The sequence below is a fragment of the Jeotgalicoccus sp. WY2 genome (assembly GCF_018437745.1).
In the GTDB taxonomy this organism is placed as follows: domain Bacteria; phylum Bacillota; class Bacilli; order Staphylococcales; family Salinicoccaceae; genus Jeotgalicoccus; species Jeotgalicoccus psychrophilus.
Genome location: NZ_CP049818.1, coordinates 1765912 through 1791504 on the forward strand (window position 1 = coordinate 1765912; position 25593 = coordinate 1791504).

At 43.3% G+C, this 25593-nt stretch carries 30 protein-coding genes and 4 pseudogenes; 30 read left to right on the forward strand and 4 right to left on the reverse strand.

Annotation, left to right across the window (positions count from 1 at the left end):
* The first annotated feature begins 141 nt into the window (after positions 1-141).
* The 11 genes and pseudogenes from G4D76_RS10305 (at position 142) to G4D76_RS16990 (ending at position 6577) form a co-directional block, all read left to right on the forward strand.
* Entirely contained in the window at positions 142-522 is a 381-nt protein-coding gene (locus G4D76_RS10305) for a GntR family transcriptional regulator (protein ID WP_213809814.1), read from the forward strand.
* On the forward strand, positions 519-827 hold the full coding sequence (locus tag G4D76_RS16980) for an ATP-binding cassette domain-containing protein (protein WP_371814473.1): 309 nt from the start codon (positions 519-521) through the stop codon (positions 825-827). The genes G4D76_RS10305 and G4D76_RS16980 overlap by 4 nt, the downstream gene beginning before the upstream one ends.
* A complete protein-coding gene (locus G4D76_RS10310; protein WP_371814474.1) occupies positions 797-1423 on the forward strand; it encodes an AAA family ATPase in 627 nt (208 codons plus the stop codon). Before G4D76_RS16980 ends, G4D76_RS10310 begins: the two co-directional genes overlap by 31 nt.
* Positions 1395-2018 (forward strand): hypothetical protein, encoded by a 624-nt coding sequence (locus G4D76_RS10315; protein WP_213809815.1) that lies wholly within the window; start codon positions 1395-1397, stop codon positions 2016-2018. The genes G4D76_RS10310 and G4D76_RS10315 overlap by 29 nt, the downstream gene beginning before the upstream one ends.
* Entirely contained in the window at positions 1900-2586 is a 687-nt protein-coding gene (locus tag G4D76_RS10320; RefSeq protein ID WP_213809816.1) for a hypothetical protein, read from the forward strand. The genes G4D76_RS10315 and G4D76_RS10320 overlap by 119 nt, the downstream gene beginning before the upstream one ends.
* 116 nt (positions 2587-2702) lie before the next feature.
* Positions 2703-3353 (forward strand): hypothetical protein, encoded by a 651-nt coding sequence (locus G4D76_RS10325; protein WP_213809817.1) that lies wholly within the window; start codon positions 2703-2705, stop codon positions 3351-3353.
* Between the two features lie 89 nt (positions 3354-3442).
* Entirely contained in the window at positions 3443-3898 is a 456-nt protein-coding gene (locus G4D76_RS10330) for a DUF402 domain-containing protein (RefSeq protein WP_250129933.1), read from the forward strand.
* Positions 3899-4023: 125 nt separating this feature from the next.
* Positions 4024-4803, forward strand: a complete 780-nt coding sequence (locus G4D76_RS10335; protein ID WP_213809818.1) for a LysR family transcriptional regulator — start codon at positions 4024-4026, stop codon at positions 4801-4803.
* 93 nt (positions 4804-4896) lie between these two features.
* Positions 4897-6073: pseudogene (locus tag G4D76_RS10340) on the forward strand (MFS transporter); the annotation flags it as partial.
* 109 nt (positions 6074-6182) lie between these two features.
* Positions 6183-6449 carry a DUF456 domain-containing protein gene (locus G4D76_RS16985; protein ID WP_371814475.1) on the forward strand — a complete coding sequence of 89 codons (267 nt, stop codon included), beginning with the start codon at positions 6183-6185 and terminating at the stop codon, positions 6447-6449.
* Positions 6440-6577, forward strand: a complete 138-nt coding sequence (locus G4D76_RS16990) for a hypothetical protein (protein ID WP_371814476.1) — start codon at positions 6440-6442, stop codon at positions 6575-6577. The genes G4D76_RS16985 and G4D76_RS16990 overlap by 10 nt, the downstream gene beginning before the upstream one ends.
* Before the next feature lie 274 nt (positions 6578-6851).
* Here the strand turns inward: G4D76_RS16990 and G4D76_RS10350 are convergent, their stop codons facing one another.
* The 4 genes and pseudogenes from G4D76_RS10350 to G4D76_RS10365 form a co-directional block, all read right to left on the reverse strand.
* Complete coding sequence (locus tag G4D76_RS10350; RefSeq protein WP_026858795.1) at positions 6852-7955, reverse strand: ABC transporter ATP-binding protein; 1104 nt, start codon at positions 7953-7955, stop codon at positions 6852-6854.
* A pseudogene (locus G4D76_RS10355) lies at positions 7945-8951 on the reverse strand (ABC transporter ATP-binding protein). Before G4D76_RS10355 ends, G4D76_RS10350 begins: the two are co-directional and overlap by 11 nt.
* A 15-nt stretch (positions 8952-8966) precedes the next feature.
* The gene (locus tag G4D76_RS10360; protein ID WP_213809819.1) at positions 8967-9887 is read right to left on the reverse strand and encodes an ABC transporter permease; all 921 of its coding nucleotides are present in this window, start codon (positions 9885-9887) and stop codon (positions 8967-8969) included.
* 12 nt (positions 9888-9899) lie between these two features.
* Entirely contained in the window at positions 9900-10808 is a 909-nt protein-coding gene (locus tag G4D76_RS10365; RefSeq protein WP_026858792.1) for an ABC transporter permease, read from the reverse strand.
* A gap of 379 nt (positions 10809-11187) precedes the next feature.
* On the opposite strand from G4D76_RS10365, the gene G4D76_RS15250 reads away from it, so the two are divergent.
* The 19 genes and pseudogenes from G4D76_RS15250 (at position 11188) to G4D76_RS10440 (ending at position 25393) form a co-directional block, all read left to right on the forward strand.
* On the forward strand, positions 11188-11331 hold the full coding sequence (locus G4D76_RS15250) for a hypothetical protein (RefSeq protein WP_250129934.1): 144 nt from the start codon (positions 11188-11190) through the stop codon (positions 11329-11331).
* A 7-nt stretch (positions 11332-11338) separates the two neighbouring features.
* Positions 11339-12772, forward strand: coding sequence for an ABC transporter substrate-binding protein (locus G4D76_RS10370; protein WP_250130320.1), 1434 nt, complete (start codon positions 11339-11341; stop codon positions 12770-12772).
* 45 nt (positions 12773-12817) lie between these two features.
* A complete protein-coding gene (locus G4D76_RS10375; RefSeq protein WP_213809820.1) occupies positions 12818-14497 on the forward strand; it encodes an ABC transporter substrate-binding protein in 1680 nt (559 codons plus the stop codon).
* A 115-nt stretch (positions 14498-14612) separates the two neighbouring features.
* Positions 14613-15884: an alcohol acetyltransferase gene (locus tag G4D76_RS10380; protein ID WP_213809821.1), complete on the forward strand. Its 1272-nt coding sequence runs from the start codon at positions 14613-14615 to the stop codon at positions 15882-15884.
* Entirely contained in the window at positions 15884-16552 is a 669-nt protein-coding gene (locus G4D76_RS10385; protein ID WP_213809822.1) for a DUF6320 domain-containing protein, read from the forward strand. The genes G4D76_RS10380 and G4D76_RS10385 overlap by 1 nt, the downstream gene beginning before the upstream one ends.
* Positions 16553-16582: 30 nt before the next feature.
* A complete protein-coding gene (locus tag G4D76_RS10390; protein WP_213809823.1) occupies positions 16583-17494 on the forward strand; it encodes an alpha/beta hydrolase fold domain-containing protein in 912 nt (303 codons plus the stop codon).
* A 259-nt stretch (positions 17495-17753) separates the two neighbouring features.
* Entirely contained in the window at positions 17754-18758 is a 1005-nt protein-coding gene (locus tag G4D76_RS10395; RefSeq protein ID WP_213809824.1) for a TAXI family TRAP transporter solute-binding subunit, read from the forward strand.
* Between the two features lie 253 nt (positions 18759-19011).
* Positions 19012-19206 (forward strand): hypothetical protein, encoded by a 195-nt coding sequence (locus G4D76_RS10400; RefSeq protein WP_213809825.1) that lies wholly within the window; start codon positions 19012-19014, stop codon positions 19204-19206.
* A 126-nt stretch (positions 19207-19332) separates the two neighbouring features.
* Positions 19333-19677, forward strand: coding sequence for a hypothetical protein (locus G4D76_RS16995; RefSeq protein ID WP_371814477.1), 345 nt, complete (start codon positions 19333-19335; stop codon positions 19675-19677).
* A gap of 181 nt (positions 19678-19858) precedes the next feature.
* Positions 19859-20477: pseudogene (locus tag G4D76_RS17000) on the forward strand (TRAP transporter large permease subunit).
* Positions 20417-21238 carry a TRAP transporter permease gene (locus tag G4D76_RS17005; RefSeq protein ID WP_371814478.1) on the forward strand — a complete coding sequence of 274 codons (822 nt, stop codon included), beginning with the start codon at positions 20417-20419 and terminating at the stop codon, positions 21236-21238. The pseudogene G4D76_RS17000 and the gene G4D76_RS17005 overlap by 61 nt, the downstream one beginning before the upstream one ends.
* 175 nt (positions 21239-21413) lie before the next feature.
* Entirely contained in the window at positions 21414-22133 is a 720-nt protein-coding gene (locus G4D76_RS15255; protein ID WP_250129935.1) for an ABC transporter substrate-binding protein, read from the forward strand.
* A complete protein-coding gene (locus G4D76_RS15260) occupies positions 22072-23085 on the forward strand; it encodes an ABC transporter substrate-binding protein (protein ID WP_250129936.1) in 1014 nt (337 codons plus the stop codon). The genes G4D76_RS15255 and G4D76_RS15260 overlap by 62 nt, the downstream gene beginning before the upstream one ends.
* A 714-nt stretch (positions 23086-23799) precedes the next feature.
* Entirely contained in the window at positions 23800-24258 is a 459-nt protein-coding gene (locus G4D76_RS10415) for an ABC transporter substrate-binding protein (RefSeq protein ID WP_213809826.1), read from the forward strand.
* Positions 24242-24529 (forward strand): hypothetical protein, encoded by a 288-nt coding sequence (locus G4D76_RS10420; RefSeq protein ID WP_213809827.1) that lies wholly within the window; start codon positions 24242-24244, stop codon positions 24527-24529. Before G4D76_RS10415 ends, G4D76_RS10420 begins: the two co-directional genes overlap by 17 nt.
* A pseudogene (locus G4D76_RS16095) lies at positions 24499-24648 on the forward strand (hypothetical protein); the annotation flags it as partial. The gene G4D76_RS10420 and the pseudogene G4D76_RS16095, both read left to right, overlap by 31 nt.
* Before the next feature lie 86 nt (positions 24649-24734).
* Positions 24735-24890 (forward strand): hypothetical protein, encoded by a 156-nt coding sequence (locus G4D76_RS16100; RefSeq protein WP_256440569.1) that lies wholly within the window; start codon positions 24735-24737, stop codon positions 24888-24890.
* A complete protein-coding gene (locus tag G4D76_RS16105) occupies positions 24862-25266 on the forward strand; it encodes an ABC transporter substrate-binding protein (RefSeq protein ID WP_213809828.1) in 405 nt (134 codons plus the stop codon). The genes G4D76_RS16100 and G4D76_RS16105 overlap by 29 nt, the downstream gene beginning before the upstream one ends.
* A complete protein-coding gene (locus tag G4D76_RS10440; protein WP_213809829.1) occupies positions 25247-25393 on the forward strand; it encodes a hypothetical protein in 147 nt (48 codons plus the stop codon). The genes G4D76_RS16105 and G4D76_RS10440 overlap by 20 nt, the downstream gene beginning before the upstream one ends.
* Positions 25394-25593 lie beyond the last annotated feature (200 nt).

Genomic DNA, 25593 nt, shown 5'->3' on the forward strand with positions numbered 1-25593 from the left:
AGCTTTTTATCGTATGTATTCTCATATACCTGTATAAATTTAAGTTATAAACTTAAAAATAAATATCTTGACGGATAACTGTGTTATCTGTACTATATTAATTAATACAGTTAGTACAGCAAACCGACAGGAGGTGGATACGTGTTTGATATCGATGTGAAAAGCCGCGTTCCTATATATGAACAGATCATTGAAAATGTAAAACGTCTGATCATTCAGGGGGTGCTGCTGCCGGAAGAAAAACTGCCGTCAGTCAGAAGTCTTGCACAGGAACTTACGATTAATCCCAACACGATCCAAAAAGCTTACAGAGAATTGGAAAGGGAAGGGTATGTCATTTCCCGTCCCGGAAAAGGGAGCTTTGTGAATGATATGACGGAAACGATGAACAGAGAGCATATTAAAACGTTAACTGATGAAGTAGAAAAGCTGATTAAGGAGCTGGTATTTCTGGACGTGCCGGGAATATCGTTAAAAGCAATGATAGATAAAGCGGAACAGGAGAAGGAGGGACACGAATGAAGCTGGCAGTGAATGGTGTGGATAAGAGTTTTGGGAAAAATATTGCAGTACAGCAAATTGATTTAACGATTACAGAAGGTACGATACACGGTCTGCTCGGGTCGAACGGAGCGGGTAAAACGACGCTGATGAAAGTGCTGTCGGGTATTTATAAAGCAGACAGCGGTACGGTAAGCTACGACGGTAACAGTATTTATGAAAATCCGGATGTTAAGAACAATGTAATTTTTATGCATGACATTCCATTCTTTTTTAAAGGTGCGACATTAAAAAAATGGCATCATTTTATAAAGCGATGTATGTGAACTGGTCGGATGAACGTTTCTTGAAACTGTCAGCTCATTTTGGTATTGCACCGGACAAGCAGCTGAACCAGCTGTCTAAAGGAATGAAGCGGCAGGCAGCATTTATACTTGCGTTCTCAGCCAGACCGAAAGTCATGCTCCTGGATGAACCGTTTGACGGCCTCGATCCGATTATGCGCAAACAGGTTAAAAACATTCTCATGCAGGACATCGCAAACCACGGCATGACAGTCGTAGCTTCCAGTCATAACTTAAGAGAAATGGAAGACTTATGCGACTCGGTGTCGATTATGCATGACGGAAAAATACTGTTTCATAAAGAATTGACTGATATCAGGGGGACGCACTGCAAACTTCAGATTGCCTTTAAAGAACTGCCTGATGATAAGTTCTTTACTGATTTAAATGTTGTTCACCAGACAGTTAAAGGAAGAATTATTACATGTATCGTCAAAGGCGATATTTCGAACCTGGAAGAAAAAGTGACGAAATATAACCCGCTGATGTACGACATACTGCCACTGACGCTGGAAGAAATATTTACTTATGAAATGGGGGAACTCGGTTATGAAATCTCAAACATCATTGTTGAATAAAACATTACTGTCCCATTTCAGCGGTACAATATTCTGGCTCACAATTGTCTTTATGGCATTGAACATTATCGCACTGCCGGTAGCAATATGGATTGCGACATTCGACCGGGAAATGTATCCGGGTTACGAAATTGCGGAAAACTTCCTTTTTCAGATGTCTGCGGGACAGATGGTAATCGGCATGATATTCTCAGCATTTTTAGCGATGTTTTTACTCAATTACTTAAACGATGAAGGTTCCTCGGACTTTATGCATGGTCTTCCGGTTAAACGCCCGGCAATACTGATTCATGCATTAGCTGCAGGTGTCGCTGCAATTGTTGTACCGCTTATGGTTACCGGGGTAATACTGCTTTTAGAACGCATGATTTTTATTCCTGAAATTGCATTAATTGATATTGGAAAGTGGTTCTTATATGCAGTATTCGTCCACTCTGTCATCTTTGCAATCGCAATATTTGCAGGATTTTTAGTGAATGGAATTTCTTCATATGCAGATGATTATACTGGCGCTGTTTCTGCCGCTTGCTGTATGGGGACTGACATTTGCTTCGGCAAATGTACTGTACGACGGAATTTCATCATCATTCATTGAACACTCGAAACCTGTGCTTAATGCAACTTTTCCCTACCTTGCAATTATGCAGCTTTACGAGGGTATTAATTTTACGCACAGCCTAATCTGGGGGGCTGCAGCAATACTGCTCATTGTGTTATCCTTCGTGCTCTATAAGTATCGCCGCAACGAATATGTGACGTCGAACTTTAATTTTAAGTGGCTGAAAGAAATTCTTACAGCGGTGACAACAGTCGTTGGTATGCTGGCAATGGGTACGGTAGTGGGACTGTTCATACCTATTTCGGCTGCGGTTTCTATTTTCGGCTTTGTTGTTGGAGCGATTGTAGCTTATTTAGTAGTGGAGATGTTCTTCCAGAACAGCGTGAAAATACAGTTCAGCTGGAAATCGGCAGTTTTCACATTGATCGTTATCATTCTCTTCTGGCTTGCATTTATTATCGGCTGGACGGCGTATGTGAATAATGTACCATCCAAAGAAGAGGTTGAAAGTGTTATATCTCGACAGATTATAATTATTATACGGATGAATCCATCGATGAATATTTCGAAGAAGGATTTTTATTCAACGATAACAAGCGGATAATTGACGACGCAGTTACAGCGCATAATACTGCTATCGAAGATAAAACTTTCCCGAGTATATACACTGGTGCTGAAACTGTCTATCTGGAAATACAATATAGAATGAAGGATGGCAGTGTGATGAAACGTACGTTCAAAACACTGGAAAATGATTCTGAAGCGGTTCAGATAGTCAATCAGATGACTGCTGACAAATACGATATCAATTCAGATTTTCTTGCAAACATTAAACAGCATCCGGAAATGACCGAATTATGGTTGTTTAACAATATGCTGAAAGCAGACAGTTCACTGATCGAAGATTATAAAGACAATACCGATGAACTAATGCAGTATAATCCTTATATAATAAATAACACTGGCCGTATCGAGGCGAGTGCAAACTACGAAAATAATTATGAATCAGGCATGAGCTCGATTTATAACGAAGCAATTCTCGAGCAGCTTGCAGAATCTGATGTGTCAGTAGAAGAAGTAATGTACATCAATCAGTTGAGTGAGATGTATATCGCTGAACTCTCAGAGGATGAGTTTAATGTATTCGTTGATGATTATAAAGGACTCGATATTAAAGAACTGTCGGATAAATACGAACTTAAAAGTTTATCAGGAGACAGTAAAACAGACGTGCTCGGGCAGTTAAACAATGGTGAATTCGCACCTGAAGGCACTAAGCTGCTGCTTTACAGCTACCCTGAATATACGGAATCAGAAGAAGATTATCCTGCTGAAACAGACTTCAGCATTTTGGCAATACAAAAAATATAAGTAAAAGTTATAGAGATAGGTAAAATTAATGCCTATCTCTATACTTTTGTTTTCTTTTTTTGTATAATTATCTTTAGGAGATGAATGCCATGAAAACTAAGTATCTGGATAAGAAAAAATGGCGGCGGCTGGTGCGCTCAAAATATGATGAAACAATCATTACCTTCCAGGGCGAGAAAATTTTGGCCGGTATGATTCATATGCATAAAGTCCGTGAACCGTTAAGCGTTCCCGTGGTCGGGGAAGATACGTTAGTCGTGGCTAACAATTTTAAATGGATGCAGCTCCTGCCAGAAAAACGTAATTACAGCATTACTGTTATGTACGATGAAAGATGGCAGGAAATTCAATATTATTTTGATATTAACTATTCTCATACTTTAGAGCTTGGTAAAGCCCGCCGGCAGGATTTGTATCTCGACGTTTTGGTATTACCGGACGGCCGTTATGAGCTCGTAGATGAGGAGGACATAAAACGCGCCTTCAAAAAGGAATTATCAGTTCGAAAGAAAAAGAATTTGCTTATAATACCGCGGCTGAGTTAATGAACGAAATCGACAGAGATTTTGACCAGTTTAAAACACTCGCGGCAGCATGCTTAAAAGAACTTAAAAAATTAATGTAGAGCCATCCGGTTTATCAGGATGGCTTATTCACTGGAGGTATTGTCGTGAAAGTAGATGACTATCGTTTACTTGCAACATTAAGCGAAGCTAAAACATTGCGTAAAGCTGCTGAAAAGCTGTACATATCACAGCCGGCAGTCAGTCAGCGTCTGAAGTCAATTGAAGACGAGTGGGGCGTGCAGATTTTTATCAGAACGAAAAAGGCGCTCTATACGACAGGCGTCGGAGAGAGAATCATTGCACATGCTAAGAAGGTTGTTGATGAGGAAAGGCTTGTAAAAGATTATATTGCGGCAAATGAAGGTGCGGTTGAAGGTAAGATTTCAATCGGGGTATCGTCGTTAATCGGCTATACGATTCTGCCGGATATTCTCGCTAAATATTTAAGTGATTTCCCGAATGTAAACGTTAAAATTGACGTAGGTTCGACGAAAGAAATTATTGCGAACCAGGGAGATTATCACCTATCAATCATACGCGGTTCCCGTGTATTAAATAAGGAGAATGAACTTCTCTACAGCGATAAACACTACCTCGTTACTCCGAAAGATGTCGAACTCGAAGATCTCGCCGTTATAGAATTCCAGGCGGATCCCGATTATATTACGCATATTAAAAATTACTTTGAAGGCCGCTTCAATATTAAGTATGAACCACAGATTTTCGTGGATCAGATTACGACGTGCCGCGAGCTGCTGCGCAAAAAAGTCGGTATTACGGTACTGCCTGAACTGGTGCTCGAGGGACTCGACCTCGATAACTATCATATTGAAGAAGTTTTAGTAGGCGACAAGCCGCTGACACGTGATACGTATTTCATATGACAGAGCGTACTCATGCTGCCGCAGGTGGAATCTTTTATTGATTTAATTAAAAAAGATTCAGTTTCCGGCGGAAACTAAAATCGGGGGACGAAGATGATAAAAGACCTGTTCCAAATACAAAACTACAAATTATTTTTAACGAATATGACTATGCTTGGAATGGCGGTAGCAATTACAGCGCCGTTCCTCGTTATTTTTATGACTGAAACCCACGGGTTATCCTCTACAGGCTACGGAATATTCATGGCTTCGGCCGCTGTCGGCAGTTTCTTTGTCAATACGATTATGGGACGCTACAGTGACAGGCTAAAGTTCGACCGGAAATATTTAATTATCGCTGCATTATTTATGCAGATTATGGCATTTTTAAGTTTTTTAATCATTCCAAACACATGGATACTTATCATTTCTTACATTATATTCTTTTCACTTGGTGCTCCGGCTATGCCGCCTCTACGCATCTGCCCGCGAATCGATTAACCAGTATCGTTCCGGTATCGCAGTTATGGCAAACATGATACTGCGTTCGATGTTCAGCTTCGGCTTTCTGTTCGGTCCTCTTGTCGGCTCAATTCTGCTTGCACGCTACGATTTTACCGGTTTATTTTTTGGTACCGTAATTATGTTCGCTGTCGTCTTTATGTCGAGTTTTCTAATTAAAAATTCAAGTGCACCGGCAGTTGAAAATACGGTAGAAATTACGAACTACGAAGAACCTAAAAGTCCGAATCTGTTAACCAATATGACGTTATTACTGCCATTCGTTGCTTTTGTCTTTCTTCACGTGGGACAATGGATGTATCTATTGAATATGCCGTTGTTTGTCACAGGCTATCTCGGAGAAGCGGACAGTGCTGTCGGAATACTCGCCAGTCTGTGTGCAGGACTCGAAGTGCCGCTCATGATTTTTATGGGCTATGTCGCATCACGCGTTTCATCGAAGACACTCTTAATTATTGCCGGATTTATCGGCAGCATGTACTTTTTATCGATTGGAATATTTGAAAGCTACACGATGCTGCTGATTGGCCAGCTGCCATTGGCACTATTCCTGGCAATACTGCTCGGCCTCGGAATCAGTTATTTCCAGGACCTGCTGCCGCAGTTCCCGGGATACGCTTCGACACTATTTGCGAACGCAATGATCGTCGGCCAGCTGGTCGGTAACCTGCTCGGCGGTATCGCAAATGATACACTGGGTGTAGAGAACTCATTCTATATCAGCGGCGCATTTTTATTTATAGCATTTATACTGTTCTTCTTTACTAAGAAGTTACAAAAGGAGAAATTTGATGGACATTATTTTATGGCTCATTGTTTTTGTTACATTTATACTGGGTTTCGCCGGAATAATATATCCGGTAGTCCCTTCAGTACTCATGTTCTGGGTCGGATTTTTAGTATATAACTTTTTCATCGGCGACGAACTGTCATGGATGTTCTGGGTCATCGCAGCAGCGCTGACTCTCGTAGCACTCATCAGTGACGTTGCAGCAAACAGCTACTTCGTGAAAAAATTCGGAGGCAGCAAAAGAGGCGAATGGGCAGCGATAATCGGTGCCATTATCGGGATGTTTGTCTACCCGCCGTTCGGTGTCCTCTTCGTACCATTTACTTCGTATTCGCAGTCGAATTTGTGCAGATAAAAGATATGAACAAAGCACTGAAAGCATCAATAGGCTCGTTTCTGGCATTTATCTCGAGTGCAATCTTCGATGTAATTATTTACATCTTCCTGATTATCTTCTTCCTGCTGGATGTATTTTTATATTAAATGATTACACCCGTACCTCGGTTGAGGTGCGGGTGTTTTTGTGTTTTATGAGTGCCGGAACCCTTCACGGGACTGGAGACGGGCTTCGGATGTTGCCGGAACCCTTCACGGGACTGGAGACGGGCTTCGGATACTGCCGGAACCCTTCACGGGATTGGAGACGGGCTTCGGATACTGCCGGAACCCTTCACGGGACTGGAGACGGGCTTCGGATGCTATACTGCATGCATTTCCAATCAAAAAAAGAACCCCGCACAAGCGGGGTTCTCTTCGATTACTTCTCAGTTTTTGTATATTCAGCTTTGTCTTCTGTTGCTGCGTCTTCGCCTTCTTCATCGAGTATTTCACGAACGTTGTACATTTCGTACTGCGGATCGTGTTTTCCTCTTTGAATGTCTAATGCGTAATGACATGCAACATTGTGGAAGCCTTCAGTTTCTGTATCTTTTTGCTCCAGTACAGGTTGTTCCGTACGGCAGTAATCTGTCGCGAATGGACATCTTGTATGGAAGCGGCAGCCTGTCGGCGGATCAATTGGTGACGGAACGTCGCCGCGCAGGAAAATACGCTGCGCTTTTTTACGTGGATCCGGTACAGGTATTGCTGATAATAATGCTTTCGTGTACGGGTGCTGAGGGTTTTCGAAGATCGATTCTGTATCTCCAACCTCAACAATTTTACCTAAGTACATAACGATGATGCGGTCAGCGATATGGCGGACAACACCAAGGTCATGCGAGATAAAGAGATAAGTTAAACCGAGCTCGCGCTGTAATCTCTTTAGCAGGTTAAGGACCTGAGCCTGGATTGATACGTCCAGAGCAGATACTGCTTCATCACAAATGATGAGCTTAGGGTTAACTGACAGTGCACGTGCAATACCGATACGCTGACGCTGTCCGCCTGAGAATTCATGAGGATAGCGGTCGATCTGGTGCTTCTGCAGTCCTACAGTTTCCATTAATTCAATAATACGGTTATTACGCTCTTTACGAGGCACAACTTTTTGAATATCCATCGCTTCCCATAACGTCTGTCTGACAGTTTTACGAGGGTTTAATGATGCGTAAGGATCCTGGAAAATAATCTGCATATCTTTTCTCATCTTGCGCATTTCGTCTTTCGACATTGCAAGAACGTCCTGTCCTTCGAATTCAACTTTACCGGCAGTCGGCTCATCAAGACGAAGAATGGCACGTCCTGTAGTTGATTTACCGCAGCCTGACTCACCAACAACTGCAACAGTTTCACCTTTATCGATTGAGAAAGTAATTCCGTCAACAGCTTTGACGTGATTGACTGTACGTCCTAAAAATCCACCTTTAATCGGGAAGTGCTGCTCCAGGTTTTCAACATTTAATAATGGTTTACTTGGCATTTAATTGTACCTCCTTATCTCCGTCCCACTGCTCAGTATGAATCCAGCATCTGACTTCGTTGCCGTCTTCCTGAACTTCGAGCTCAGGCAGCGTGTTGCAAATATCCGATGCGAAAGGACAGCGGGGTGCAAAACGGCAGCCTGACGGCATTTCATTTGGTGCAGGTACGTTACCTTTGATTGGAATAAGCTCATCCTGCGCTTTATCGTGACGAGGCAGTGAATTTAATATCCAACTGTATAAGGGTGTTTCGGATTTTCAAATAATGTATAAACGTCAGCGAATTCAACAACTTTACCAGCGTACATTACAGCAACGTAGTCACAAGTTTCAGCAACGACACCAAGGTCATGTGTGATCATTACAACACTCATGCCGATTTCTTCCTGAAGTTCTTTAATCAGTTCAAGAATCTGTGCCTGTATTGTTACGTCAAGTGCTGTAGTCGGCTCATCAGCGATTAAAAGCTCAGGCTTACATGCTAAAGCCATTGCGATCATGACACGCTGTCTCATACCGCCTGACAGTTCGAACGGGTACTGATCAACGCGTTTTTCCGGTGAAGGAATACCAACGAGTTCAAGCATTTCAATCGCGCGTTTTGTACCGGCTTTCTTACCAAGACCTTCGTGAATTTTATAAGACTCACGGAGCTGCTGACCGATTGTAAATGTCGGGTTAAGCGATGTCATCGGTTCCTGGAAAATCATTGAGATTTCATTACCGCGAATTTGGCGCATGCGTGAGTTTTTAACTTTCGTTAAATCTTCACCTTTATATTTAATACTGCCTCCGATAATTTCGCCGGGGCTTTCAATTAGTCTTAGTACTGAGAGGGCAGAAATACTTTTTCCTGAACCACTCTCTCCAACGATACCTAAAGTTTTACCTTTAGGTACCTGGAATGTCACTCCATCGACAGCCTTTACTTCGTTGGAATCAACGAAGAAGGAAGTACGGAGATCTTGTATATCGAGAATCATTTCTTCTGACATGATTTTCACTCCTTCTTAGTTTAAGTCCACTCGTTTGTTAAGCAGTCTGTAGGTTATATCAACGACCAGGTTAACAATAACGAATACTACCGCAATAACCAGTATTGCGCCCTGGACGACAGGGAAGTCACGCTGAAGGATTGAATCGATGATCAATCTTCCGAGACCGTTAATTGCGAATACACTTTCCGTCAGTACAGAACCTGCTAAGAATGAACCGAATTGAATACCGATTACAGTAATTACAGGAATCATCGCATTTTTAAGTGCGTGGCGTAAAATAACTGTACCTTCTTTTACACCTTTGGCGCGTGCAGTACGTATGTAATCCTGATCAATTACATCGAGCATGCTGCTTCGTGTCATACGTGCGATTATAGCGGCACCGGCTGTACCGAGCGTAATAACCGGCAGGACGTTTTGTTCAAGACTGCCCCAGCCCGTAGGTTTAAAGATCTGGAATTCAATTGCAAACCATTGAATTAACATGAGTCCGAGCCAGAAGTTTGGCATTGACAGACCGAACAGTGCAACAACCATCATTGCAACGTCTTCAAAAGTATATCTTCTTACTGCAGAAATAATCCCAGCTAACAGTCCCCAGAAAACACTGAAGATCATAGCCATTACAGATAATTCAAGAGTAATAGCAAAACGTGCACTTATATGGTCAAAGACGGGAATGTTGTCACGGATAGATGAACCGAAGTCCAGCTGTGCCGCATTCCCTAAGAATCTGAAATATTGCTCGTAAAGCGGGTCATTTAACCCGAGTCTTGCCTCAATCGCTTTTACAGTAGCTTCCGGCGCACTTTCCCCTGCCATAATAACAGCTGGGTTACCTGGAGTGAGGTGCATCAGACTGAACACGAGTACCGTAACTCCAAGGAGCACGGGAATAAGCTGAAATAATCTGCGAACTATAAATTTAGTCATGATATCCTCCTCCTATTTTTTGGCCTTCGGATCGAGAGCGTCTCTCAAACCGTCCCCAAACAAGTTAAATGCGAGTACTACGATAACGATCATCATACCAGGGAAGAACGTAATGTGTGCTGCCTGATACATGTAGTTACGTCCGTCGTTAAGCATAGCTCCCCACTCAGGCGTCGGCGGCTGTACTCCTAATCCTAGGAACGACAGACCAGCTGCTGAAAGAATCGCTGTTGCGACAAATAAAGTTGTGTTAACGATAATCGGAGACATTATATTCGGCAGAATATGCTGGAATATAATTTTTCCGTCACGTGCACCAAGTGCTCTGATTGCATCAATGTATTCGAGTTTGCGCGTTGTCAGCGTTGAACCGCGGACGATACGTGCGAACTGCGGCAGCGCCCCGATTGCGATGGCCACAGTTACGTTGAATGTGCTTCCGCCAAGTACACTTACAATTGCAAGTGCAAGTAAGATACCGGGGAACGCAAGAAGAACGTCCATCAGGCGCATGATGACTGTATCAAGCCATCCGCCGAAGTATCCTGCGAGGAGACCGATTGGCACCCCGACTATAGCAGCCATAAAGGTTGCTGCAAAACCTACACCCAGTGTTATGTACATTCCGTGAAGAATACGATAAAAGATATCGCGGCCCAGGTGATCTGTACCAAACCAGTATTGCGCTGAAGGACCCAGCAGTTTATCGGTAAGGTTGGTCGCGTTTGAATTGACGCCTAGTATATTATAGTTGGCGTCCAGCGCACCAAAGATTGAAACGAAAAATAAAAATACCAATACGTAAAGACCGACGAGTGCTGCTTTGTTCTTTCGAAGCTTCTTATAGAAGTCTTTGAAATTGTCGAGTCTACGATTGGCAGGTTTTGTTACTGGAACCTGACTTGGTTGTATATTGGACATACAACTTAACCCCCTCTTGAAACTGAATATTAAGATAAATCTAAAAATTTCAGACATATTTATTGATAATACATCGATGTATAGACTATAACAAGAATGAATCCCATTCGTCTATACTTTTTACTGCCAATATTCGCAAAACTCAACATATTGAAAGCGTTTCCTTATATATCAAGGGTTTGAGTAAAAATTAACGGTTGCATCTTTTTAATTCCTAGTGCTATAATCTGGATTATATACATACAAGATTCCTATGAATTGAGTGTATCACAATTATGGAGGATGCAAATTGAAGAAAAATTACTATTATACCTATTGATGGCTGTACTTATGATAATAATGGCAGCTTGTACGAGTGACTCGGATGTCGAGGTCACTGATGAAGAAGGAAATACAGAAGAAACGAACCCGCGGAGATCTGGTTGCTTCATACGCAGATGTTTCATCACTTGATCCGGCAGGGCAAATGATTTGCCGTCCGATCAGCGCAGAAACGTCATTTATGAAGGACTGCTTTATTTAAATGATGACTGGAGCCGGAACCCCGTCTTGCGACAGATTACGAGCAGACGAATGAGACAACGTGGGTCTTTAATCTGCGTGAAGGTGTTCAGTTCCATGACGGAACTGAATTTAATGCAGAAGCGGTCAAAGCGAACATCGAAAGAATTGTTGACCCGGCAGTAGCATCATCACGGGCGAATATTTTTGAAATGATTGAAGAAATTAATGTCGTTGATGATTATACAGTTGAAATTATTACTGAATATCCATTTGCGGCACTGCCGAACTATCTGGCACATGATGCCGGCGGCATGGTCTCCAAAGCGGTAATCGATGAAGACTACCAGAATGCACTCGACGAAGCGGCGCTCGATATGACACTCGATGAGTTCTACGAACAGCGTGCAGCTGGCGGCGCAGAATATGAAGAAACAGCTAACGAGGTCGGAAGAGCGACAGGAACGATTGTTGAACAGAAACCTGTCGGTACAGGCTATATGCAATTCCAGTCACGCTCACCGGGAGAAAATGTAGTCGTTGAACGATTTGACGACTACTGGGATGAGCCTGCGAAACTCGACACGATTACTTTTAAAGTCGTTGCAGAAGATGCCTCAAGAATCGCTGAGCTTGAAAGCGGACAGTCTCACTTCATACAAGGGTTTGATAATGCGCAGTGGGAACGGATAGAAAACCATCCGGAGATGGAAACACATCCGGTGTATAACCTGTCTAATGAATACGTCGGTATGAATACACAAAAAGGACCGCTGGAAGATAAGAGAGTGCGTCAGGCAATCGGCCATATGGTCGACAAAGATACGATTATGGAAGGTATCTATTACGGTGTCGGCCGGACGATGAAAGGCGCACTGCAGGAAGAAATTTTAGGCTATAACGAAGATCTTGAAGATCTGGAGTACAACCCGGAACGTGCGAAAGAACTGCTTGAAGAAGCAGGCTACGACGACGGCTTTGACTTGACGATTATGACAAATGACACACCTGAACGTGTCGATCTTGCAATTTTTCTGCAGGAAGAACTGAAGACAGTCGGTATTAATTTAAATATCGAACAGCTTGAGTGGGGCGCGTACTTAGAAGCAGTCTCAAACGGTGAACACGATCTCTTCATCTTAGGATGGCCGAATCCTGTCGGTGATCCGGATCAGGGCATTTGGCCGCTGTTCCATTCATCCATGCAGGGCACGGCAGGCAACCGTTCGTTCTTTGATAATGCTGAAGTCGATGAACTGCTTGAACAGGGACGCAGAGAATTGGACGACGCTAAACGGGAAGAAATTTATCAGGAAATCGATAAAATTCTCGTAGAAGAACAGCCGGCAGTCTTTATCAGACAGTCACAAAGTGCGAATGCTGCACGTACTGAAGTCGAAGGGCTCTACATCAGCCACTTCAATAAACCTGATTTTAGAAATGTCACTATTAATGAGCAGTAGGGGTTTTTCATAAAAAAATAGAGATAATCCAGGGGGATATATAATATGAAGTATTTCAAACGTTTAACAATCGCTGCAATGGCACTGGGGCTTGCGGCATGTACGAGTGATGCAAATGTGGAAGTTGCAGGTGAAGACGGCGAAACGAATACTTCAGGGGGAGATTTCATTGCATCATATGCGAGTGATACCTCCTCGCTTGATCCGGCAGGACAAAATGATCTGCCGTCAGATCAGCGCAGAGACGTATTATATGAAGGGTTATTTGATATAGACGAAAATATGGAGCCGGAAATGACACTGGCAACAGACTTTGAGCAGGTCAATGACACAACCTGGGAATTCAGTCTGAGAGATGACGTAAAGTTCCATGATGGCACGGATTTTAATGGAGAAGCATTTAAGGCGAGCATCGAACGTATCGTTGACCCCGCTGTTGCGTCATCGCGCGCGAATATTTTTGAAATGATTGCTGAAATTAATGTGATTGACGACTACACAGTAGAGATTGTGACTGAGTATCCGTTCGCAGCGCTGCCGAACTATCTGGCGCATGATGCCGGCGGTATTGTCTCTAAAGCGGTAATTGACGAAGACTATCAAAATGCTATCGACCAGGCAGGACTTGATATGACTGTAGATGAATATTACGAACTCCGCGCTGCAGGCGGCGAAGAATTTGAGGAGACTGCCAATGCAATCGGCGCGGATACAGGGGCAGTAATCGAACAGAAACCGTTGGAAACGGGCTACATGAAGTTCCAGTCGAGAACACCGGGTGAATCAGTTGTCGTTGAACGATATGATGACTACTGGCAGGAACCGGCAAAAATCGATACGCTGACATTTAAAGTAGTCACAGAAGCGACCGCGCGTATTGCGGAGCTTGAAACAGGACAGTCTCACTTTATTTACGGTATTGAAAACTCGCAGTGGGACAGATTGGCAAGCAATCCGGAATTAATAACTGAAGAAGGCATTTATAACATTTCAAATGAATACATCGGCATGAATACAGAAAAAGGTGCACTTAAAGATAAAAGAGTGCGTCAGGCAATTGGTCATATGGTCGATAAAGAAGCGATTATGGAAGGTGTCTATTACGGGCAGGGGCGCACGATGAAAGGTGCGCTGCAGGAAGAAGTACTCGGCTATAACGAGGACTTGGAAGACCTTGAACATAATCCTGAGCGTGCAAAAGAGTTAATGAAGGAAGCGGGATATGAAGACGGTCTCGATTTAAAAATAATGACGAACGACGTCCCGGAACGTGTCGATATCGCGATACTGATGCAGGAAGAGCTGAAAGACATCGGCATTAACCTGGAAGTAGAACAGCTTGAGTGGGGGACGTATCTCGAAGCAATATCGAACGGCGAGCATGATTTATTTATTCTCGGCTGGCCGAACGCAGTAGGAGACCCGGATCAGGGCTTATGGCCGCTGTTCCACTCCTCGATGAAAGGTTCGGGCGGAAACCGTGCATTCTTTGATAACGAAGAAGTCGATAAACTGCTTGAAGCCGGGCGCAAGGAGTCAGATACAGAAAAACGTGCAGAAATTTATAAGCAGGTCGATGAAATTCTCGTCGAAGAACAGCCTTCTATATTCATCAGACAAGCTCAGGGACCGCAAGCTCACCGTACAGAAGTTAAAAACTTTGATCCAGGAGCTCTTGGGAAACCTGATTTCAGAACGGTAACACTGGAAGAACAGCCAGAGTAATAAAAATTTAAACAGAAGCAAAAACTGCTAGCTATTAATAGTAGGTTTTTTCTGTTTTTTTTCTCCAGCATATACAATTTAAATAATATGAAAATTGCACGGCGGAGGTAGTAAAATGGATCAGTGGTATAAAATAGATAATACAGGGAAAATTTTTCATGCAGTATCGAATGCATCGAACTCTGCAGTATTCCGTGTATCGATGACGCTGCACGAAACGATTGATCCGAAAATTCTGCAGGAGGCGCTCGATATCGTTGTAATGAGATTCCCGACACTGACAGTCAGAGTACGTAAAGGACTGTTCTGGGATTTCTTAGAGCAGAACGATCAGGTGCTGCAGGTGAAAAAAGAAGCGGATTATCCATGTGCACCGATAGATAGAAAAGAAAATAATGCATTTTTAATCCGTGTGCTGTATTTCGGCAAGCGTATCTCGGTGGAAGTGTTTCACTCGCTGACGGACGGCGGCGGTGCGGCTGAGTTTTTAAAAACGCTCGCGTACCAATATTTAACGCTGAAAGGTGAACCGGTGGAAGCTGACGAGAAAATTATGCTGCCTGACGAGGCGCCGAAGCGTGAAGAAGTTGAAGACAGTTTTGAAAAGTATGCAACGTCGCGGGAAGTTAAAAACCCGGCGTCGAGCGACAAAAAGGCATATCAGCTAAAAGGAACGCAGCTTAACCCGCCCGGCATTAATGTAATTCAAGGTGTGGTCGATGCAGGCGCATTGAATACTTACGCAAAAGCACAGGGCACATCACTGACAGGATTTTTAACGAGTCTGCTGATAAAGGTCATTCATATGGAAAAAAACCGTGAGAAATCAAAAGCATCGCTGATTACTGTAGCGATGCCGGTCAGCCTCAGAAGACATTTCCCGTCGGTTTCAATCCGGAACTTTTTCTCGGTGTCGAATATCGGTGTCAGAATGAGTGACGATGTCTTGTTCGAAGATGTAATAACAGAAGTAACGAAACAGCTTATTGAAAAAACGGATAAAAGTTTTTTACAAGAAAGCATTAACCGTTTCGTCGCATTTCAAAGCAATCTGCTGCTTAGAATCGTCCCGGTGTTCATTAAATATCCGGTGATGCGCTTCGCGTTTAATCAGTTTGGAGAACGGGCGAAGACAATCACGGTGTCGAATCTTGGCAATATTCAGCTGCCTGATTCCATGAGACCGTATGCCGATTCGATGGATGTCGTTCTTTATCCGACGAATAAAAGTCCGGTTAACTGCGGAACTGCCACGGTAAACAATAAATTAACGATTACATTTTCACGTTCAATAGAAGAAAATGAAATCATAAGGACATTTTTTAAAGAAATCACAAGGTTAACAGGGCTTGAAGTGAAGGTATCTTCTAATGGATGGGGGGAGTAATGATGAACAGATGCGGGGAGTGTGAAATAGTCACGGAAGAACAGACATGCCCGCTGTGCCATAAAGTATTATCGGAAGTTGAACAGGCTGAGGACGACAAGGCCTATCCCGTCTACGACCAGCAGGAATATAAAACACGTGCGCGTATATCGAAACTCGCAATTATCGGGGGCATTCTCGCAACGCTGATCTGCTTTTTAATCAATGTTATCGTTATGCCGCATTTTCTGTGGGTGTTCTACGTGGCAGTGGCAATATTTTATCTGCTTGTATCGCTGAACCATACGATACTGTCAGCATCGCATCTCGGCGGTAAAATAACCGCCCAGGTCATCAGTCTGACGATACTGCTGCTCGTTATCGACGGTATGTCCGGTTCAGTGAAGTGGTCGGTTAACTATGTCGTACCGTTCGTTATTATTGCGGGGATTATGCTGATTTCAATCATTATGCTGAAAGTCCGCATGAATTGGACCGGCTACATCAGTTTTCTTTTGATGATGATTGGATTTGGATTTCTGCCGCTTATACTGTATCTGTCAGGCGTTGCAGATGTCTTGTGGCCAAGCGTTTCGGCAGCATCATTCGGTGCGGCAACATTCATTGCAATGCTGCTTATTGCGAACGAATCATTTATGACACAGCTCGGCAGAAGATTTCATTTTTAATATAAGTAAATGATAAGAGGGACGGATGAGATGAAAATATTATTTAGAGGTATGGCGCTTTTTACTGCAGTCTCCGGTGTCATTATGTATGTCTACCGTGCACTGTTTGTACATAAAAGAAGTATCGGGAGCGAGCTAGCTGAAGATTTAATCAGGGTGGCGAACTTTGATATTCAGGATGTAAATGATGAAATGCTGGAACGTAATGCCGAAGAAAACCGGGAGGAGTATGAAATTCCCCGAAGCATCGTTACGTCAGAAATCGAAAGTTATAAAGTATCAGGCATGAAAGTATTCAGGATGTCTCCGAAAACAGAAAAACGCAAGCAGCGTGTACTGTACCTGCACGGCGGCGGATACATTCACCAGCCGTCGGTATTCCACTGGAGATTTTTAAGTAAACTCGTTAAAGAAACAGAGATGGAATTTATCGTGCCGATCTATCCTAAAGCACCGGAATATACGTATAATGAAGCATATGAAGCGGTGCAGGAATTATATAAGGGTCTTATCCGGGACGACAACAATATTGTCATCATGGGCGACTCCGCAGGCGGCGGTCTGACACTAGGTCTTGTACAGTGGATGAAAAAAGAGCAGCTGCCAATGCCGAAAGCACAAATTGTCATTTCACCATGGCTCGATATTACACTTTCCAATCCTGATATTGAAGCGTATGAAACGGTCGAACCGATGCTGAAACCCGATAACCTGAAAATTATCGGTAAAATATGGTCCGGAGATACAGAGCCGGATGACTATAAAGTCTCACCGATGTTTGGTGACTTGAGCGGGCTGCCGAAGCTCTATCTTATAGTAGGGACAAGAAATCATTCTGCCCGATGCACGGAAGTACATTCAGCTGCTTGCAGAAGCAGGAGCGGATTACGAATATTACGAATATGCAATGCAGAATCATGTATTTCCGCTGTACCCGATTAAAGAAGGCATCGAGGCAAGAAAGCAGATTAGAGATATACTGCTTGAATATGATAGCTAGACAGAAAGATTAAGAAAGCGGAGCCTGGGCTCCGCTTTCTTTGTTTTGGCGTGTATGTCCTTTGTTGAATTGACATTGTCTGCTGACCGCTTACATTGGGACAATATAAACTGAAATATTAGAAAATTATAAAAGATAGCGTTTTCATAAAAGGGAATCTCTGCTATACTTCTAGTTAATTACATAAGAAGGGGGTTTATTATGAAATTTAATAAGTATTTAGCAATGTTACTTGGTGCAACTTTAGTTCTTTCAGCCTGCGGCGATGACTCCGCGGATGAACCTGCAGCAGAATCGGAAGAGGCGACAGATAGTGAGGAGAGTTCCGGCGATGCTGCTTCACTTGAGACGAATATCGTTACTATTGCGACCGGAGGTTCTTCAGGGCCTTACAATATTATTGCGACGACGCTTGCAGAGGGATACAGCAATGAGTTTGGTGTGAACTCCAGAACTCAGACAACTGGTGCATCAGCAGAGAACTTAAACTTAATGGCAGAAGAGAAAGTGGAAATGTCATTTGTGATGAGTGATGCTTTAACACAGGCTGTAAATGGTGAAGAGACATTCTCAGAACCGATTGATAATATCCAGCAGGTTGCAGCTCTTTATCCGAACTACGTACAGCTGATTTCTACTGACGGCGCGGGTATTGAAAGTGTTGAAGATCTTGCAGGAAAACGCGTTGCAGTCGGAGACCAGAACTCGGGTGTTGAAATTGCAACACGTGCGGTACTGGAAGCTCACGGCATGTCTTACGATGATATCGAAGTCGATTACTTAGGATACGCGGAAGCTTCTGAAGCAATGCGCGGCGGACAGCTTGATGCAGCATTCCTGACAAGCGGATTGCCTAACGCATCTGTATTGGAGCTGCAAAATTCAGTAGACCTCAAAATTGTACCAATCGAACAGGAAGCTGTAGATGTGCTGAGTGAAGATGCGGATTACTTTGAAGCATTGGAAATTCCGGCAGATACTTACGGTAATGAAGAAGCAGTGCCTACTGTTGCGATTATGAACGCGCTCGTTGTCCGTTCGGATATGAGAGATGATGTTTATAACTTAACGAAATACATGTTTGAAAATCTGGATACTTTAGGCAATGCTCACCAGGCGGCGAATGATATTAATATTGAAACAGCAGAAGATAGTGCAGTAATCGATATTCACCCTGGAGCCCAAAAGTATTACGATGAGCAGTAAATTTAAATGGATGATTACGGGAGCATGCTAGTTGTGCTCCTTTTCATCTTTCTGGTACCTCAAAAAAAATGTAATGTCGAATCAGTGAAGACCTTTATCTTCCCCCTGAAACTTTGAAATTCACTGGATTCATTCGATTGAAAAAAAGAATGGTTTGAAGTGTACAGCGTTGAAGATGAGAGTTTTATTTTAACGGATCGCATTTTAAAACGTTTGGCGCAGGGGTCCAAGTGATTCGGATGAGCCTGCTGAAATGACAAAAGATGGTTTCGTAAAACACGATAAACGATCCGTATCCCGATATTACCTTAATGTTTCTGATAATGTCGAAACTAAAATTGTGCAGGATGATGAAGAAATCTTGCTGTACGAATTATACGAGCCGTATACCGCAGTGGAAATTACAATAGAATACATATCGTTAATCAAACAATTAACAGGGGGTTAATATGAAAAAGCAACAGAACCGGCAGTTGCGCCGGACACTCAGGCAGTCCAGGAGAAATATGATAAAGATGCACGAACACGGAAATTCAGCAGTAAAGGTACCGTTTGGACTGTAACAATACTTGCAGTGCTGTATTCGCTGTTCCATTTATATATGGTCTTTAATCCGATGCCTGCACTGCAGCAGCGTTCTATACACGTTGCGGTCGGACTGGCACTAGTTTATATGCTTTACCCGATGTTTAAAAAGCAGGACCGGTCGAAACTTCCAATCTTAGACTGGGTGCTGGCAGCGGCAAGTTTATTTACTGCCGGATATATATTAATAGAATATCAGGCAATTGTTACTGAACGCGGCGGCATTCCGAATAACGTTGATATTATTATGGCAATTGTTACTGTGCTGCTAATTCTTGAAGCGGCACGTCGTGTGACCGGCTGGATATTGCCGATACTTGCGTTAATATTTTAGTATATCCATTTATCAGTCATATGTGTTGCTGCGAATATGATGATGACGCGTCCGTTTGATCTCGGTGATATATTCGGACAGCTGTATTTGAAAACTGAAGGACTGTACTCTACTGCTATAGGGCGTCTGTAAACTTTATTTTCCTGTTTATTTTATTCGGGGCATTTTTACAAAATCTGGAATGGGTCAATTCTTTAACGACTTGGCAATGGCATTGGCCGGTGCCCAGCGGGGCGGACCAGCTAAAGTTGCCGTTGTTTCAAGCGGATTCATGGGAAGTTAACGGTGCAGCAGTTGCAAACGTAGTAAGTACAGGCGCATTTACCATACCATTAATGAAAAAAATCGGTTATCACAAAAATTTCGCCGGTGCAGTTGAAGCCAGTGCATCAGTCGGCGGACAAATTCTGCCGCCGATTATGGGAGCGAGTGCATTTATTATGGCCGAAACTACGGGTATAAATTACGGTACTATCGCACTCGCTGCGCTGCTCCCGGCGCTCTTGTATTACTTTGCTGTAATTTTGCAAGTCCATTACAGAGCGGGAAAACGTGATTTAAAAGGTATTCCGAAGGCAGATTTACCGAGAGTTAAACAGGTAATGAAAGAACGCGGACACCTGATTATTCCACTTGTCGGTTTAGTCGTTATGCTGTTCATGAACATGCCAATACCGAGAGCAGCAATCTATACGATATTCCTGACGATTATTATTGCATCATTAAGAAAAACAACCGCATGTCATTTAAAGATATTTTTGACGGCCTTGCACTTGGTGCCCAGCAGGCGTTATCAGTAATGATTGCCTGTGCGGTTGTCGGAATTATTATCGGTGTCGTATCGTTAACGAGCTTTGGTGCGATAATGACTTCTGCAATTGCAGGATTAGGCGGAGGATCATTATTCCTGACACTGTTCTTTACGATGATTGCATCAATGGTGCTCGGTATGGGTCTGCCGTCAATACCGGCATATATCATTACTGCAACTATGGCAGCACCGGCACTTGCTGAATTCGGTGTGCCGATTCTGTTAGCACACATGTTTGTATTCTACTTTGGTATCTTTGCAAACGTGACACCGCCGGTTGCCTTAGCTGCATTCGCCGGTGCAGGAATTGCAGATGGAGATCCGATGAGAACCGGTTTCCAGGCGCTGAAATTGTCACTCGCAGGATTCTTAATTCCGTTTATCTTCATCTACGAACCGGCAATGCTGTTAGTAGATGTTGAGGGACTGATGACGAATGCGAGAGAATATCCGCTCGCAAGCTTTATAGATGTCGCCACTGTACTCGCCAGCACGACCGTCGGTCTGATAGCGCTGTCGGCGGGACTTGAAGGATTCTTTAAAACACATATCAATCCGTTATTAAGAGCAGTACTTATAGGTTCAGCTATTCTGCTTGTCGTTCCGGAAACATACACTGATGTGATTGGATTAAGTATAGCGATTATTATATTTATACTTAACTATGCGAAATGGAAAAAGAAGAACCGGCAGCTGCATAAATTGATAAAGTTAAAGACACCCCTGCAACTGGATAAGGTATCCGGCTGAGGGGTGATTTGCTTGTAATTATATTAACTTCCAGCCTATATTCATTCTCAAATTAGTAAGCGTATACAATGATTATAATTTTCTGAAATAACAGTTGTGCAATTTTATCTTCTAGTGTAAAATTCTGAATATTACAAGAAGTTCTTTTGCACTTCTGGGAATTGGGGGGAATCAAATGAAAAAGTTTAGTTTTATGGCATTACTCGGTGTATTAATACTTATTCTCGCAGCATGTACTGATGATAGTAATGTGGAAGAGGAAACAACTGAAGGTGAAGAGGCCGCATCTGAGGAAGGCGGTACTCTGACTCTGGCAATGCCTAGTGATGCTGTATCGATGGACCCGCACGGCAGTAACGATGTGCCGTCTGAACAAATCCGCGATACAATTTATGAGCCGCTGTTAACGCAGGATGAAAACTTCGAAATCGTTCCTGTATTAGCTGAAGAGTATAAACAGATTGACGATACAACATGGGAGTTTAAACTTCGTGAAGGTGTTACTTTCCACGATGGCAGTGAATTTAATGCAGATGTAGTTAAAGCAAATATCGAACGTGTGAAAGATGTAGCGAAAGCTTCACCGCGTTCATTCCTGTTAGACATGGTAAGTGAGGTTAACATTATCGATGATTACACTGTTGAACTCGTTACAGAGTATCCTTTCGCACCGCTTGCGAACAACTTAACGCATGGTGCAGGTAAAATGATCAGTAAAGATTTAATCGATGCTGATTACCAGCAGGCACTGGATGAGGCTGGCAGTGAATTATCTCTTGAAGAGTATTACGAACTGCGCGCTGAAGGCGGCGACGAACACGAAGCTGTAGCGAATGAAATCAGTTCATTTGTCGGTCAGCTTGTTGAATCTGCCCGTTGGAACAAACTACTTTAAGTTTGAATCAAGAAGCCCTGGCGAGCAGACAGCTGTTGTACGTAACGATGACTACTGGGGAGATACTGCACTGCTTGACGGTGTAAACTTCAAAGTAGTATCAGAACCGGGTTCACGTATTGCTGAGCTGGAGTCAGGTTCATCAGACGCAATTCTTGCTACACTTTCAAGTAATATTGAACGTGTGGACAGCAATGAAGACGTAACATTGTTACGTAATGACTCAGTATCGATCGACTACATCGGTTTCAATACTGAAAAAGAACCATTCAACGATCCGAGAGTACGTCAGGCAATCACTCATGCATTTGACAGTGAAGCTGTACTTGAAGGAGTTTACAATGGCTCAGGCACACCGGCAGAAGCACCGCTTGCACCGGGAGTACTTGGTTATTCTGAAGACCTTGAAGGATTAGACTACAATATGGAACGTGCACAAGAACTGCTTGATGAAGCAGGCGTTGAAGACTTAACAATCAACTTAATGGTTAACGATGATAACCCTGAACGTGTCGATGTTGCATTATGGTTACAGGAATCATTAAGCACATTAGGAATTACAGTAAATGTTGAACAAGTCGAGTGGGGCGCGTACCTCGCAGCGACTGGTGCAGGGGAACACGATATGTTCATCCTCGGCTGGAGCAACTCAACAGGTGACCCGGATAACGGAATCGCGCCATTATTCCACAGCGATAACATCGGTGACACTGGTAACCGTTCATTCTACAACAACCCGGAACTGGACAGCATTTTAGACGAAGCCCGCCAGTCAACTGAAGAAAGCGAACGCGAACAGCTTTATATGGACGCTCAGCAAATCTTAGTAGACGACGCGCCGGCAATCTTTATCCGCCACGGTGAAAACCTAAATGCACACGGCAATCACGTTGAAGGATTCGAAGGCGATGCATACAACATCTTCGACTTCAGAGAAACTTCAATGCAGTAACTGAATAATTAACACGATAAACCACCCTTAAATCTTAATTATAAGATTTAGGGTGGTTTTTTGGTGTATTGGAGCTTTTGGATGCCATGTCGAACTCACGAGGTAATCCGCGGCCTTTTGGATGACGATGTCGAACCCACAAGGTAATCCGGAGGCTTTTGGATTACCATGTCAAACCCACGAGGTAGTCCGGAGGCTTTTGGATGACCATGTCGAACTCACGAGGTAATCCGGCGGCTTTTGGATGACGATGTCGAACTCACGAGGTAATCCGGCGGCTTTTGGATGACGATGTCGAACTCACGAGGTAATCCGGAGGCTTTTGGATGACGATGTAGAACCCACAAGGTAATCCGGAGGCTTTTGGATGACGATGTCGAAGCCGCGAGGTAATCCGGGAGCTTTTGGATGACTATGTCAAACCCGCGAGGTAGTCCGGAGGCATTTGGATTACCATGTCGAACCCGCGAGGTACTCCGGCAGCTTTCGGATTACCATGTCAAACCCGCGAGGTACTCCCGAGGGCTCAACTCATCGCTCACTGTAAAAAACTTGAAAATTTTATTGAATTTGAAAACATTTCCTGTTAAACAGGGTATGAGTGATATAAAATAATATTATAAGCGAAGGGGCGTTTTCCATGAAGAAGTTCAGTTTTATCTCACTGACAGCATTTTTACTGTTCATTCTCGCAGCATGTACAGACGATAAACGTTGACCGAAGAGGCTGCTAACGGTGATTCAGCTGAAACACAAGACGGCGGCAGAATGACCATTGCAATTCCGTCTGATATTGTGTCACTCGATCCCCACGGGAGTAATGATGATCCTTCCGAGCAGATCCGGGATACGATTTACGAACCGCTAGTAACTCACGATGAGGATTTAAGTATCATCCCGGCTTTGGCTGAGGAGTATGAGCAGGTTGATGAAACGACGTGGACTTTTAAATTGCGTGAAGGTGTGACTTTCCACGATGGCAGCGAGTTTAATGCTGATGTAGTCAAAGCAAACATAGAACGTATTCAGGATCCGGCAAGGACTTCTGCCCGCGCGTCGCTTCTTGATATGGTCAGCGAAGTAAATATTATCGATGACTACAATATTGAACTCGTTACAGAATACCCATATGCGCCGCTCTTAAATAATTTATCGCATGGTGCAGGTAAATGATCAGCAAGATTTAATCGACGCAGATTATGAAAACGCACTGGAACAGGCAGAAAGTGATTTAACACTCGATGAGTATTATGAACTGAGAGCTGCTGGCGGCGAAGAGTATGATGCTGCTGTCGAAGACATCAGTCAGTTTGTCGGCGAAATGGTTGAAAACGGACCTGTCGGACAAACTACTTCAAGTTTGAATCGAGAAACCCGGGTGAAGAAACTGTCGTTTCCCGCAATGATGAATACTGGGATACACCGGCACTGCTTCAGGATATAACTTTTAAAGTGGTGACTGAGCCGGGAACGCGTATTGCAGAACTTGAATCAGGTTCATCGGATGCAATCTTGTCTACATTGACGAGCAACACGGACCGTATTGAAGAACAGACGGTATGACACTTATGCGCAGTGATGCTGTAAACGTTGACTATCGGATTTAATCAAGCAAAGAACCGTTTGATGATCCAAAAATCCGTCAGGCAATTTCACATGCTTTTGACAGTGAAACGGTTCTGGACGGCGTATATAACGGTTCCGGCATACCGGCCAATGGTCCGCTGGCACCGTCATTACTCGGCCACTCTGAAGAATTAGAAGGTCTCGATTATTATGGCTCGTGCAGAAGAACTTCTTGCTGAAGCTGGAGCAGAAGATTTAACGATTAATCTCATGGTCAATGACGATAACCCCGAGCGTCTGGACGCTGCATTATGGCTCCAGGAGTCGTTAAGTGAAATCGGTGTAACGCTGAATGTTGAACAAGTCGAGTGGGGCGCTTATCTAGATGCGACCGGCAACGCCGAACACGATATGTTCATTCTCGGCTGGGGGAATACAACAGGAGATCCAGATGAAACAATCGCATCGCTGTACCATACGGATAATGCCGGTAATAATGGGAACCGTGCATTTTACAGCAACCCTGAACTTGATCAGCTTATAGATGATGCGCGTCAGGAAACGGACGAAGCCGCACGCGAATCACTTTATATCGATGCACAGGATTATTATTGAAGAAGCACCGTCAATTTTTATTCGTCACGGTGAATATTTAAATGCACATAACGATAACGTGCACGAATTTAAAGCTAACAGCTACAATATGCTGGACTTCAGCGGGACTTATATCGAAGAGGAATAAATATAAAAATTTCACTATGCAGTCATGACTTTTTGAAATGTCATGACTGCATATTTTATATTTTTTCAGTTATGCATGAACTTATAAAAATTTATTGAAAGCGCTTTATTTTGAATAAAGTCCATGATATAGTGAGAAAAGGCTGAGGATTGATAATTTAACAGCAAATTATTATATTGTTAATATTTTCAAAATTCAAC